Raw genomic sequence first — 12,863 nt, forward strand, 5'->3', positions numbered from 1 at the left:
ATCGGTGAGGAGCTGTGGTGCGCGCAACGGCATTCGTGATCATCGCGGGGCTCTGCCTGGCGGTCGCGGGCTGCTCGGCCGGCGACGGCGGAAGCGGCGGCGACGGCTTCGGGGTCACCGTCGCGGGCGGCTTCGGCGAGGAGCCCGAGATCCGGGTCGGCGACGGCGATCCCGCGGGCGAGCTGCGCGTCGACGTGCTCTCCGGCGGCGACGGCGAGGACGTCGTCGACCCGGGCGAGTTCGTCCTGGCGAACTACCTCGGGCAGACCTGGGCGCCGGACGCCGAGGGCGACGTCAACGTCGTCGAGAACTCCTTCACGACCGGTGCGCCGGTCGGGTTCCCGGTCGGCGTCGGAGCCGTGCTGCCCGGCTGGGACGAGGGCCTGGCCGGCCAGCGGGTCGGGTCGCGGGTGCTGGTGTCCATCCCGCCGGCGCTGGGCTACGGCGAGCGGAGCACCGGCTCGATCCCCGGCAACTCGACGCTCCTGTACGTGTTCGACCTGGTCGCGGCATTCGGCGAGGACCAGGGGGTGTCCGGCGAGCCGGTCGAGGCGCTGCCGGACGGGCTGCCCGCGGTCAGCGGCGAGGGCGCCGCGGAACCCGTGGTCGAGTTCGGGTCCACCGCCTGGCCGGTCGAGGAGTCCGGCGCGACGCTGCTCGTCCGGGGCGACGGCGCGGAGTTCGGCGACAACCTCGTCGTCAAGGTGCTCACCGCCTCGTACAGCACCGGCGAGGTGCTCTACTCCAGCTGGCGCGAGACCCCGGTCGCCATCCCGGTCGACGGCACCGGCGCGTTGCCCGGGCTCGCCGACGCGCTGGCCGGCGCCCGGGTCGGCAGCCGGGTGCTGGTGCGCGTCTCCGTCGACGACAACACCGAGGAGCCGATGGACATGATGGGCATGGCGGAGCCGCTCGCGCCGACGCCGGGCGACCCGCTGGCCATCGTCGTCGACGTCATCGGAACCTACTGACGCTCCATTTCCGGCCGCATTGACGAACTGTTGATGAATGCCGGACCGGCATTGACGAAGAGTTGTCGCGGCGCGTCTTGATCGGCGAATTCGCGCCTTGTTACGTTGCGCACGTCGGGTTGGATCTCAGAGAGGAGAATCCTCGTCATGGCTCCGGTGAAACGCAGGTTCAACGCGACGATCACCGCCGTCGCGCTCGTCTCCGCATTGCTCTCGGTGTTGTTGATCCCCGCCGCCACCGGATCGCCGTCCGCGGCCCCGGCCCGGCCGCAGCCCGCCGCGGCCGCGACGTCGGGATCGGAGGCGAACTGCCAGCCCGGCGACCGGCCCGAGAGCGGCCTGCAGGGCGGCGTGCCCGGCTTCGAGCGGCAGGCGCCGCTGGGCTTCCAGGGCTTCTGGTGCGCCATGGGCATCGTCGGCCAGAACACGCTGCGCGACCGCGGCGCGTTCGGCTCGACGGCGTTCGTCAACAACGGCGAGTACGGCTTCTGCAACTACTCGAGCATGCGCAACCCGTCGGACCCCGAGGACCCCGACACCGGCACCATGGTGCTGGACCTCACGGTGCCGTCGGAGCCCACCATCGTCGACATCCTGCGCACCCCGGCCATGATGCAGTCGTACTCCGCGCTGCAGACCGAGAGCGGGTTCCTGGCCGGGGCATACCAGAACGCCAAGCCGTTCGACATCTATGACGTCAACGACTGCCTGAACCCGTCGTTCCAGGGCTTCACCATGACCGCCGGCGGCAACCACGACGGCTGGCTCACCCCGGACGGCACCACCTACTACGGCGTGCAGTTCGGCGGCGGCAGCCCGCTGAGCAACCCCTTGGACGAGGACATCCATGTCCTCGACGTCTCCGACCCGACCGACCCGAAGCAGCTGCTGACCTGGAACCGCGTCGGCACGTACGGCACGGGAGACCTGCCGCCGGAGATCCGCGACCTGACGGCGCCCACGTACAACTTCCACGACGCCAGCACCAACGAGGACGGCACCCGCCTCTACATCGCGCTCTACGGCGGCACACAGCCCCTCGGTGGCGGCGGTGGCGAGCCCGGCCGGTGCGCCAACGGCCTCATGGTGCTCGACTCGTCCGACGTCGCCGAGCGGCGGCCGAACCCCAAGCTCGAGTTCGTCAGCTTCCTGTCCTGGTGCGACGAGCCCGACCCGGGCGGCTACGAGGACGGCTCGACGGCGGCCAGCCACGCCACCGTCTACGCCAAGCACCAGAACGGCAAGGAGTACGTCATCACCACCGACGAGGGCCCGGCCCTCACCGGCAGCGCCCAGGGCGCGTGCCGGCAGCTCACCTACGCCCGGCTCATCGACATCAGCGACGAGAACGCGCCGCGGACGGTGCCCGGGTCGCGCTGGACGCCCGAGGTCAACGAGGCCGAGAACTGCCAGACGCTGCTCGACCAGAACTACCACGCCGGCATGACGCACTACTTCGCCGTCGACGACCGCGATGGCTTCCGGTACGTGTTCTACGCGTCGTCGAACCAGGGCATCCGAGTGGTCGACTACCTCGACCCCGAGAACCCGGAGGAGGTCGCGTACTTCATGGCGCCGCGGCACCCCACGCTGACGTCGGTGACGGGCACCGACTACACCCGGCCGGACGCGCCGTACGACCCGCAGAACTGCTTCATCCACACCGGCTGGAACCAGAACGGCCTGATCATCCTCGAGATCACCGACCCCGAGCACAACCCGTGCATGCGCAAGACCGTGCAGGGCGCGGGCATGGTCACCGGCGACAACGGCGAGCGCGTGCGGTTCGACCTGCAGGCCCGGCGGACCGACAGCGGGATCATGGGCGGGCTGACGGTGCGGGGGACCGGCGGGTCCCGGGGCGACGTCCCCGACGTCGAGGTCGACGACCTCACGTTCCTCGGCAGCCCCCGGGACCGGTGCGGCACCGTCCCGTCGACGGCCAACTCGCTGCAGCTCGACGGCACCGGCACCATCGACGGCGTCGACGCCGCGTTCCGCATCTGCGTCCAGGACAACGCCCGGTCCGGCCAGGGCAAGGCCGACCGCGTCCACGTCGTCTGCACCAGCGGCTGCGACTGGTCGCTCACCGGCGAGCTGCGCGGCGGCACGATCAATGTCCGGGGCGAGCACGGCGAGCGGTTCTCCGCACCTCCGCCGCCGCCCGCTCCGCGGCCCGCCCAGCCGCTGCCGCCGCCGGTGGAGATGCCGGAGGACGACTGACGTGCACGGCCCTCGCCCTTGCCATGAGCACCCGTACGCACCGGTGCGTACGGGTGCTCATGGCACAGCGGGTGGCAAGCTGGCCGCCGTCGTCGTCTCAGGGCTCGTGGCCGTATGGGTGACGGCGTGCGGCACCGGCGCCGCGGTCCCGGGCCCGGCCCAGGACCCGGGCGCGGCCGGGCCGGCCTCCGCAGCGCCGGCCGCGGCCGCCCCCTCCGACGCTCCGGACGGTCCCGAGGGCGGGGAGCACAACGTCGTCGACTTCTACTTCGCCCAGCGGATGCTGCCGCACCACGCCCAGGCCGTGCGCATGGCCGAGCTCGCCCCGGACCGGGCGAGCGACGACGCCGTCGCCGACCTGGCCGAGGAGATCGGCGAGACCCTCACCGCCGAGGCGGCCGGCCTGGAGGAGTGGCTGACCGAGCGGGGCCTGGAGCAGCCGCCGCCCGAGGCCTTCGCCGACGGCCACCCGTCGCACTCCGGCATGCCGGGCATGCTCAACGCGCTGCAGATGAACCTGCTGGCCGACACGTCGGGCGAGGACTTCGACGAGACGTTCCTGACCTTCATGATCGCCCACCACGAGGGCAGCGTGGCCATGGCGGCTCCCGTGCTCGAGAACGGTCTCGACCCGGCGGCCCGGGACATCGCGACCGCGATCACGCAGCGCCAGGAGCACGAGATCGCGGCGATGCGCGACCTGCTCGATGACTGATCCGTACATCTCCGTACCACTTGCGATGGCTATGTGATACGACAAGCCCGTTACCGGATCGTGACTGCCTTGTCTCGCATCTGCTGTTAGCGTTCACAAGCTACGCAATCCGGACGGAGCGGAGAGCCTTGTGAACATTCGATTCGTGGCGATGATCGGCGGCGCCGTGCTGGCCCTCTCGGTGGCGGCGTGCGGCGGCGAGGGGGCGGGCGGAGACACCGAGGAGTCCGCCGCGCCCGAGGACCTCACCATCGGGGTCTCGATGCCCACGCAGACCTCGGAGCGGTGGATCGCCGACGGCGACGCCGTGGAGGAGCAGCTCGAGGAGCTCGGCTACCAGGTCGACCTGCAGTACGCCAACGACGACATCCCCACGCAGTCGCAGCAGGTGGACCAGATGATCACGCAGGGCGCGGACGTCCTGATCATCGCCGCCATCGACGGCACGGCGCTGAGCAGCCAGCTGCAAGCGGCCGCCGACGCGGACATCCCCGTCATCGCCTACGACCGGCTGATCCGCGACAGCGAGAACGTCGACTTCTACGTCAGCTTCGACAACTACCGGGTCGGCGTCGCCCAGGCCGAGGCGCTGCTCACCGGGCTGGGCCTGCAGACCGCCGACGGCGCGCCGGGCGAGGCCACCGGCCCCTTCAACGTGGAATTGTTCGCCGGCTCGCTCGACGACAACAACGCGCATTTCTTCTTCGACGGCGCGATGGACACGCTGCAGCCGTTCATCGACGACGGTTCGCTCGTGGTCAAGTCCGCTCAGACCGGCATCGAGCAGGTCGCGATCCTGCGCTGGCAGCAGGAGACCGCGCAGCGGCGCATGGAGGACCTGCTGACGTCGAGCTACAACGACGGCTCGCGCGTCGACGGCGTGCTGTCGCCGTACGACGGCCTCTCGCGCGGCATCATCACCGCCCTGCAGAACGCCGGCTACGGCGCCGCGGCCAGCCCCATGGCGGTCGTGACCGGACAGGACGCCGAGATCGCGTCGGTGAAGCTGATCGACGACGGTGTGCAGAACTCCACGATCTTCAAGGACACCCGGCTACTGGCCGAGCAGGCTGTCGTCGCCGCCGAGGCGTTCCTGGCCGGCGAGGAGCCCGAGGCCAACGACACCGAGACCTACGACAACGGCGTCAAGGTGGTCCCGTCGTTCCTGCTGCCGGTCGAGACCGTGTACGCGGACGACATCCAGACAGCACTCGTCGACTCGGGGTACTACACGGCTGAGGAAGTGGCCGCCGGCCAGACCGACAGCTGATCCCGTACGGCAGACCCCCGATCGCCGGCCCGGTGGAGGCACACCCACCGGGCCGGCCCGGCCGACGGTGAGGACGGCGATGGACGACACCATCCTCGAGATGCGCGGCATCACCAAGACCTTCCCGGGCGTGACGGCGCTCGAGAACGTCTCTCTGGAGGTGCGGCGCGGCGAGATCCACGCGATCTGCGGCGAGAACGGCGCCGGCAAGTCGACGCTCATGCAGGTCCTGTCCGGCGTGCACCCGGCCGGTTCCTACGACGGCGAGATCGTGTTCGACGGGGCGCCCGGGCGGTTCCACGGCATCCGCGACAGCGAGGCCGTCGGCGTCGTGATCATCCACCAGGAGCTCGCGCTGGTGCCGTATCTGTCGGTGGCCGAGAACATCTTCCTCGGCAACGAGCGACGCGGCCGCGCCGGACTGATCGACTGGAACCGCGCCAACGCCGAGGCGGCCGAGCTGCTGGCCTCGGTGGGGCTGGACGAGAACCCCGTCACGCCGGTCGCCCAGCTCGGTGTCGGCAAGCAGCAGCTGGTCGAGATCGCCAAGGCGCTGTCCAAGGAGGTGCGGCTGCTCATCCTCGACGAGCCGACCGCGGCGCTGAATGACACCGACTCGGCACACCTGCTGGACCTGCTGCGGCGGCTGCGCGAGCGGGGGATCACGTGCATCCTCATCTCGCACAAGCTGGGCGAGGTGACGGCGATCGCCGACGCCATCACCGTCCTGCGTGACGGCCGCACCGTCGAGACGCTGCGCCCGGGTGTCGACGACGCCGGCGAGGTCAGCCAGGAGCGGATCATCCGCGGCATGGTCGGGCGCGACCTCGAGAGCTTCTACCCCGACCGCGAGAGCCACCCCGGCGACGAGGTGCTGCGGATCGAGGACTGGACCGTCTGGCACCCGACCCAGGATCGCAAGGTCGTCGACGGCGTCAGCCTGACGGTCCGCGCGCGCGAGGTCGTCGGCATCGCCGGGCTCATGGGCGCCGGGCGCACCGAGCTCGCCATGAGCGTCTTCGGCCGCTCCTACGGCCGTGACATCGGCGGCCGGCTGTTCGTGCGCGGCCGCGAGGTGCGGGCGCGGTCGGTGTCCGAGGCGATCGACAACGGCATCGCCTACGCCACCGAGGACCGAAAGCGCTACGGCCTCAACCTCATCGAGGACGTGCGCCGCAACATCTCCGCGGCCGCGCTGCGCAAGCTGGCCAGCCGGGGCTGGGTCGACGGCAACGAGGAGATCCGCGTCGCCGAGGAGAGCCGCAGCTACCTGGGCATCCGCACGACCAGCGTGATGACCGCCGTCGGCAAGCTGTCCGGCGGCAACCAGCAGAAGGTCGTGCTGGCGAAGTGGCTGTTCGCCGACCCCGACGTGCTGATCCTCGACGAGCCCACCCGCGGCATCGACGTCGGCGCCAAGTACGAGATCTACACGATCATCAACCGGCTCGTGGCCGCCGGGAAGGGCGTCCTCGTCATCTCGTCCGAGCTGCCGGAGCTGCTCGGCGTCTGCGACCGGGTCTACACGCTCGCGGCCGGCCGGATCACCGGCGAGGTGCCGATCGCCGAGGCGACCCAGGAGAACCTCATGGCACTCATGACCCAGGACAGGGAGCGGGCCGCATGACCAGCACACAGCGACCGCCGGCCGAGGATCGCGGGGAGCGCTCCGGGTCGGAGAGCGCCCAGGCCGCTGCCCTGCACACCGGGACCAGCAACCTGCGCACGCTGGTGACCCGCAACATGCGCCAGAGCGGCATCTACGTGGCGTTCGTGGTGATCGTGGCGCTGTTCGCGATCCTGACCGACGGCGTGCTGCTGAGCCCGGGCAACATCACGAACATCGTCCTGCAGTACTCCTACATCCTGGTGCTGGCCATCGGGATGGTCATCGTCATCATCGCCGGGCACATCGACCTGTCCGTCGGTTCGGTCGTCGCCCTGACGGGTGCGGTGTCGGCCGTCATCGTGATCCAGCAGGGCTACGCGTGGTGGGCCGGCATCGTCGTCGCCCTGCTGGTGGGTGTCGCCGTCGGCGCCTGGCAGGGGTTCTGGGTGGCCTACGTCGGCATCCCGGCCTTCATCGTGACACTGGCCGGCATGCTGCTGTTCCGCGGCCTCACGCTGCAGGTACTCGACAACATCTCGCTGTCGCCGTTCCCCTCGGAGTACCAGCGGGTCGCCAACGGCTTCCTCAACGGGCTGCTCGGCGGGCAGGGCTACGACGCGTTCACGCTGTTCATCGGCGCGTTCGCGGTGGCGGGCTACGCGATCAGCGGGTTCCGGACCCGGGTCGCTCGCATCCGCTACCGCCAGCCGGTGGAGTCGTTCCCGCTGTTCGTGGCGCGCGTGCTCGCCGTCGGCGCCGTCGTCATGTCCTTCGCCTGGCAGCTCGCGCACGCCCGCGGCCTGCCGATCGTGCTGATCATCCTCGGCGTGCTGGTCATCACCTACGCCGTCGTCACGAAGCAGACGGTGTTCGGCCGTCAGGTCTACGCGATCGGCGGCAACCTGTCCGCGGCGCTGCTGTCCGGCGTGCGGGTGCGGACGGTGAACTTCTGGATCTTCGTCAACATGGGCTTCCTGTCCGCCGTCGCCGGCGTCATCTACTCCTCGCGGTCCAACGGGGCGCAACCCGCGGCCGGCACGATGTTCGAGCTCGACGCGATCGCGGCCGCGTTCATCGGCGGGGCGGCGGTGACGGGCGGGGTCGGCACCGTCGTCGGCGCCATGGTCGGCGGCCTGATCATGGCCGTCATGAGCAACGGCATGCAGCTCATGGGCGTCGACCAGTCCGTGCAGTCGGTGGTGAAGGGTCTGGTCCTCATGCTGGCGGTCGCCTTCGACATCTGGAACAAGCGGCGCGGCGGCGCGGTTCGGTAAGACGGTCCTCGCTGTTCGGAGGGCCGTCATGCGACCGAGGAGACCCCGATGACGACAGTGGAGCTGACCCGCTTCCGCGTCCTGCCCGAGAACGCCGACCGCCTCCTGGCCGCCCGCCCGGCCATGCTCGCCGACTTCCGCGCGGACCGTGCGGGGTTCGTCTCTGCTCTGTTGGTGCGATTGCCCGGCGATGAGTGGCTGGACATCGTGACGTGGGCGTCGCCGGAGGACTTCGCGGCGTCGCGGGAGAAGGGTGCCAACCTGCCGGGGATCGCGGAGTTCTTCAGCGCGATCGCCGAGCTGGTGTCGGCCGAAGAAGGTTCTGCGGTCCCCTGAGGTTCTGCGTGGGGTGCTGACGTGGGTCGGGCCCCTGCTGTCTCGATTGTCGAGGGCGCGGCGGCGCGCCTCAAGTCTGCGCGCGTGGTGGTTGCTTCGCCGCGGGGGTGGAGGCGCTGGACTTGACCCGCGCCGCCGCGCCCTCGCCTTTCACAGCACCAGGGCCCCCTCCCCGGAATGGACCCGGCCCTCAGACCCGCTGTTCTTTCTCTGCGCTGGCCGCTGACGGTCGCGCTGTGGGGTTCGGCCATTGGTCTCGCTGTGGTCCAGTTCCGCCGGCCGCTCACTGTTGATCATGGAGAAGGTCGGCTCCCGAGGCGCTGTTGAGCCGACCTTCTCCATGATCAACAAGGATTCGACCCCCTATAGGTGGTCGGATCCTTGATGATCACGGGGAGGGGGCACTCAGGGGCGCCAGCCGGCGGAGGAGGAGCGGACCACGGGGAGGTCGACGACGAAGCGGGCGCCGCCGCCGGGGCGGTCGACCACCGAGACGGTGCCGCCGTGCCATTGGACGTGGCGGGCGACGATCGCCAGGCCGAGGCCCACGCCGCGCCCGTCGCGGCCGCCGCTGACGCCGTCGCGGGCGAAGCGCTCGAAGATCCGCTCCCGACGGTCGGCCGGGACGCCGGGGCCGCCGTCGTCGACCTCGACCCGCACACCGGACCCCGACTCGGCGCCGAGTGCGACCCGGACAGCGACCACGCCGCCGCCGTGCGACTCGGCGTTGTCGACGAGGTTCGCGATGACCCGCTCGAGCCGCCGCTTGTCCGCCCGCACGAGCACGTCGGCCACATCGTCGTCGACGACGGTGACGGGCCGGCCGGCCGCCGTGTCGGCGGCGTACCGCACCAGGTCGCCGATGACGACGATCTCGCGGGCGCCCTGGTCGTCGGCGTCGGACGAGGAGTCGCGCGAGATCTCCAGGAGGTCGAGCACCAGCCGCCGGAACCGTTCCAGCTCGCCGGCCAGCAGCTCCAGCGGCTCGCGCAACGCCTCGGGCAGCTCCGAACGCCGGGCCTGCAGCAGGTCCATCGAGTTGAGCATGGTCGTCAGGGGAGTGCGCAGCTCGTGCGAGACGTCGGCAGCGAAGCGGGTGTCGGCCTCGACGCGGCGCTGCAGGGCCTCGGCGGTGCGGTTGAACGACGTGGCCAGCTCCATGAGGTCCGGGTCGTCGCCGGCCTCCAACCTGGCGCCCAGGTCACCGCCCGCGATCGCCGCCGCCGACCGCGTGACCGACGCGAGGGGCCGCAGCGCCCGCCGTCCGGCCGCCCGCCCGACCGCCAGCCCGAGCGCCGTCGTCAGCACGACCCCCGCGACCAGGCTCACCGCCAGCAGGAGCAGCACCCGGTTCAACGATGACAGCGAGTACAGCTCGACGTACACGTCGTCGGGGCGGCTCAGCGGCAGCGCCACCGCCAGCTGGGTCGTCCCGTCGACGGAGACACGCGACTGCGCCGGACGCCCGCCCTCCACCGTCGACAGCAGGTCGTCCGGCAGCACCGACGACGGGTCCAGGCCCGACGGCGTCGCATGCCAGTCACCCGACCAGCGCAGCAGCGCCGCCGTCCGGCCGTCGGCCGCGGGCAGCCCGGCCAGCAGCCCGTCGATGTCCTGCTCGCTGGCCTGCAGGCCGCGCTGGATCGCCGTCGCGTTGGCCGAGGTCTCGGTGAGCGCCGTCGACTCCTGCTCCGTCGCCAGGAACCGGCTCAGCAGCACCCACACGACCACCGCCAACAGCACCGACAGCGCGAAGCCGAGCAGCCCGAACCAGAGCACCACCTGGTTGCGCAGTCCCGGTCGCCGCCACGACGGCCTCCGCAGCCGGGCCCGCGCCATCACGGCACCAGTCGATAGCCCAGGCCGCGCACCGTCACGACGTGCGACGGGTTGGCCGGGTCGCGCTCGACCTTGGTCCGCAGCCGCCGGACGTGCACGTCGACGATGCGGCTGTCGCCGAAGTAGCCGTAGCCCCAGACCCGTTCCAGCAGCTGCTCGCGGCTGCGCACCTTGCCGCCGGCCAGGGCCAGCTCGGCCAGCAGCTTGAACTCCGTCTCGGTGAGCGCCACCGGCGAACCGTCCCGGGTCACCACGCCCTCGTCGACCCCGATCGACAGGTCGCCGGACGTCAGCCGCCGGGGCGCGCCGCCCGGGGCGTTGTCGGTGCGCCGCAGCAGCGCCCGGATGCGCGCCGACAGCTCCTTCGCGACCAGCGGCTTGGTGACGTAGTCGTCGGCGCCCGCCTCGAGCCCGGCGACGACGTCGTGACTGTCGGTGCGGGCGGTGACCATGATGACGGGGATCGCGCTGGTGTGCCGGATCTGGTGGCAGACGGCGAACCCGTCGAGGTCGGGGAGCATGAGGTCGAGGAGCACGACGTCGGGCGGGTTGCGGCTCAGCTCGGCCAGTCCGTCGCGTCCGGATCCGGCCTCGCGGACCTGGTAGCCCTCGTCCTCGAGCGCCAGCCGCAGTGCCCTGCGCACCCGCTGGTCGTCCTCGACGAGCAGCACGCTGCGCGTCACGTCTCCAGTATCACCCGCACCCATGACGATCCGGTGACGGAGATGACGTGTCGTCACGCAACCGTCACGAACCCCGTCCCGCAGATGGCGAACCCGTGACATCCGTTCCAGACGCACCGCCGGCCCGTCGGGGCCGGCGTCGAATGGGCAGCATGAGGCACGCCAGAACTCGCTGGGCCGCGGCGATCGGAGCGGTCGGCATCCTCGCCCTCGCGGGGTGCGGGGGAAACGGCGGCAACACCGCCGGGAGCTCGACGAGCGACGCCGTCAAGGGCGGAACGCTCAACATTCTGGGCGCGGGCGACGTGGACTACATGGACCCGAACGTCAGCTACTACTCCGTCGGCTACCTGAACCTGCGGCTGTGGAGCCGCCAGCTGTTCACCTATCCGGCCGACGAGAACAAGGCCACGGAGGCCGTCCCGGACCTCGCCACCGACATCCCCACGAAGGACAACGGCGGCGTGAGCGACGACGGCCTCACCTACACGATCACGATGCGCGACGACGCCCGCTGGAACACCAGCCCGGCCCGGCCGGTGACGGCGGCCGACCTCGTCCGCGGCGTCAAGCGCACCTGCAACCCGGTGCAGCCGTTCGGCGGCACGCCGGACTTCGCCGACCTCATCGTCGGCTACCAGGACTTCTGCGCCGGGTTCGCGAACGTGCCCCAGGACGCCAAGTCGATCGCGAACTACATCGAGAACACCGACCTGCCCGGCGTCGTCGCGACCGACGACACCACGGTCACGTTCACGCTGACCCACCCGGCGACCTACTTCGTCGACATGCTGACGCTGCCGGCGTTCTCGCCCGCGCCGAAGGAGGTGCTGAACTACCTGCCCGGCAGCACCGAGCTCGGTCAGCACGAGATCTCCGACGGGCCCTACCAGGTCGAGTCGTGGGAGCCGACGAAGTCGATCACCTACGTCCGCAACACCGCCTGGGCGCCGGACTCCGACCCGGTCCGCAAGGCCTACGTCGACAAGATCGTCGTCGACGAGACCGTGAGTCAGGACTCCATCCAGCAGCAGCTCCAGACCGGCACCGACGCCGCCGACATGCAGTTCGACGTGCAGGTGCCGCCGTCGCAACTGGCCGGGCTGATGAGCGCCGACGACCCCAACCTGGACCTGGGCGACACGTCGTCGACGAACCCGTACATCGTCTTCAACACGGCCTCGCCGAACAACGACAGCGCGCTGAGCAAGCCCGAGGTCCGGCAGGCCCTGGAGTACGCGATCAACCGCGACGACATCATCCAGGTGCTGGGCGGCCCCAAGGTCACGCCGCCGCTGACCCACGTCCTCCCCAAGGAGATCAACGGCTCCGAGGACTCCGACATGTACGAGTACGACCCCGACAAGGCCAAGCAGCTGCTGGCCGACGCCGGGTACCCGGACGGGCTGACGCTGACGTTCCTGTACCGCAACGCGTCCGAGGGCAGCAGCAAGACGTTCCAGACCGTGCAGCAGGACCTCACGAAGGCCGGCATCACGATCAAGGGGCTGCCGTCGCCGAACGCGGACTTCTACACCAAGTACGTGCAGGTCCCGTCGGTCGCCCAGAGCGGCACCTGGGACCTGGCGCTGGCCGGCTGGGGCCCGGACTGGTACGGCGACGCGGCGCTGTCGTTCTTCAAGCCGCTGTTCTCCGGCCCGCCGTCGTTCCCGCCCGCGGGCAGCAACTTCGGCCTCTACGAGAACCCCGACCTCGACGCGCTGATCCAGCAGGCGTCCGAGGCGGCGACGGCGGACGACGCGGCCAAGCTCTGGTCGCAGGCGGACCAGCTGGTCATGAAGGACGCCGTGTTCTTCCCGATCACCGACCCGTTCAACGCCAACTACCACGCCTCGCAGGTCAACAACGCCGTCTATATCCCGGCGTTCCAGAACTTCGACCCCGCGAACGTGTGGCTGAGCAAGGGCCACCAGGGCGGCTGA

At 70.7% G+C, this 12,863-nt stretch carries 10 protein-coding genes; 8 read left to right on the forward strand and 2 right to left on the reverse strand.

Features of this window, described 5'->3' with window-relative positions; translation table 11 throughout:
• The first annotated feature begins 17 nt into the window (after nt 1-17).
• The 7 genes from HD601_RS17400 to HD601_RS17430 all read left to right on the forward strand — a co-directional run bounded on the left by HD601_RS17400 (nt 18) and on the right by HD601_RS17430 (nt 8,398).
• Nucleotides 18-971 (forward strand): FKBP-type peptidyl-prolyl cis-trans isomerase, encoded by a 954-nt coding sequence (locus HD601_RS17400; RefSeq protein ID WP_184823907.1) that lies wholly within the window; start codon nt 18-20, stop codon nt 969-971.
• A 147-nt stretch (nt 972-1,118) separates the two neighbouring features.
• Nucleotides 1,119-3,194 carry an LVIVD repeat-containing protein gene (locus tag HD601_RS17405; protein ID WP_184823910.1) on the forward strand — a complete coding sequence of 692 codons (2,076 nt, stop codon included), beginning with the start codon at nt 1,119-1,121 and terminating at the stop codon, nt 3,192-3,194.
• Nucleotides 3,195-3,237: 43 nt separating this feature from the next.
• Complete coding sequence (locus HD601_RS34865; RefSeq protein ID WP_184823911.1) at nt 3,238-3,909, forward strand: DUF305 domain-containing protein; 672 nt, start codon at nt 3,238-3,240, stop codon at nt 3,907-3,909.
• 151 nt (nt 3,910-4,060) lie between these two features.
• Nucleotides 4,061-5,179 carry a multiple monosaccharide ABC transporter substrate-binding protein gene (chvE, locus tag HD601_RS17415; RefSeq protein ID WP_184829999.1) on the forward strand — a complete coding sequence of 373 codons (1,119 nt, stop codon included), beginning with the start codon at nt 4,061-4,063 and terminating at the stop codon, nt 5,177-5,179.
• Nucleotides 5,180-5,258: 79 nt separating this feature from the next.
• Nucleotides 5,259-6,806 carry a multiple monosaccharide ABC transporter ATP-binding protein gene (gene mmsA / locus HD601_RS17420; RefSeq protein WP_184823913.1) on the forward strand — a complete coding sequence of 516 codons (1,548 nt, stop codon included), beginning with the start codon at nt 5,259-5,261 and terminating at the stop codon, nt 6,804-6,806.
• Nucleotides 6,803-8,062 carry a multiple monosaccharide ABC transporter permease gene (gene mmsB, locus HD601_RS17425; protein ID WP_184823915.1) on the forward strand — a complete coding sequence of 420 codons (1,260 nt, stop codon included), beginning with the start codon at nt 6,803-6,805 and terminating at the stop codon, nt 8,060-8,062. The genes mmsA and mmsB overlap by 4 nt, the downstream gene beginning before the upstream one ends.
• 48 nt (nt 8,063-8,110) lie before the next feature.
• Complete coding sequence (locus tag HD601_RS17430; RefSeq protein ID WP_184823917.1) at nt 8,111-8,398, forward strand: hypothetical protein; 288 nt, start codon at nt 8,111-8,113, stop codon at nt 8,396-8,398.
• Nucleotides 8,399-8,803: 405 nt separating this feature from the next.
• Here the strand turns inward: HD601_RS17430 and HD601_RS17435 are convergent, their stop codons facing one another.
• Both HD601_RS17435 and HD601_RS17440 read right to left on the reverse strand, forming a co-directional pair.
• A complete protein-coding gene (locus HD601_RS17435) occupies nt 8,804-10,237 on the reverse strand; it encodes a HAMP domain-containing sensor histidine kinase (protein WP_246401432.1) in 1,434 nt (477 codons plus the stop codon).
• The gene (locus HD601_RS17440) at nt 10,237-10,920 is read right to left on the reverse strand and encodes a response regulator (RefSeq protein WP_343076420.1); all 684 of its coding nucleotides are present in this window, start codon (nt 10,918-10,920) and stop codon (nt 10,237-10,239) included. Before HD601_RS17440 ends, HD601_RS17435 begins: the two co-directional genes overlap by 1 nt.
• A 152-nt stretch (nt 10,921-11,072) precedes the next feature.
• On the opposite strand from HD601_RS17440, the gene HD601_RS17445 reads away from it, so the two are divergent.
• Entirely contained in the window at nt 11,073-12,863 is a 1,791-nt protein-coding gene (locus HD601_RS17445) for an ABC transporter substrate-binding protein (RefSeq protein WP_184823923.1), read from the forward strand.

It is taken from the genome of Jiangella mangrovi (assembly GCF_014204975.1).
Taxonomy (GTDB): domain Bacteria; phylum Actinomycetota; class Actinomycetes; order Jiangellales; family Jiangellaceae; genus Jiangella; species Jiangella mangrovi.

Coding starts and splice junctions, on each gene's coding strand:
- HD601_RS17430 (WP_184823917.1), top strand. CDS start 8,111: ATGACGACAGTGGAGCTGACCCGCTTCCGCGTCCTGCCCGAGAACGCC.
- mmsA (WP_184823913.1), top strand. CDS start 5,259: ATGGACGACACCATCCTCGAGATGCGCGGCATCACCAAGACCTTCCCG.
- HD601_RS17405 (WP_184823910.1), top strand. CDS start 1,119: ATGGCTCCGGTGAAACGCAGGTTCAACGCGACGATCACCGCCGTCGCG.
- chvE (WP_184829999.1), top strand. CDS start 4,061: ATGATCGGCGGCGCCGTGCTGGCCCTCTCGGTGGCGGCGTGCGGCGGC.
- HD601_RS17445 (WP_184823923.1), top strand. CDS start 11,073: ATGAGGCACGCCAGAACTCGCTGGGCCGCGGCGATCGGAGCGGTCGGC.
- mmsB (WP_184823915.1), top strand. CDS start 6,803: ATGACCAGCACACAGCGACCGCCGGCCGAGGATCGCGGGGAGCGCTCC.
- HD601_RS17435 (WP_246401432.1), bottom strand. CDS start 10,237: ATGGCGCGGGCCCGGCTGCGGAGGCCGTCGTGGCGGCGACCGGGACTG.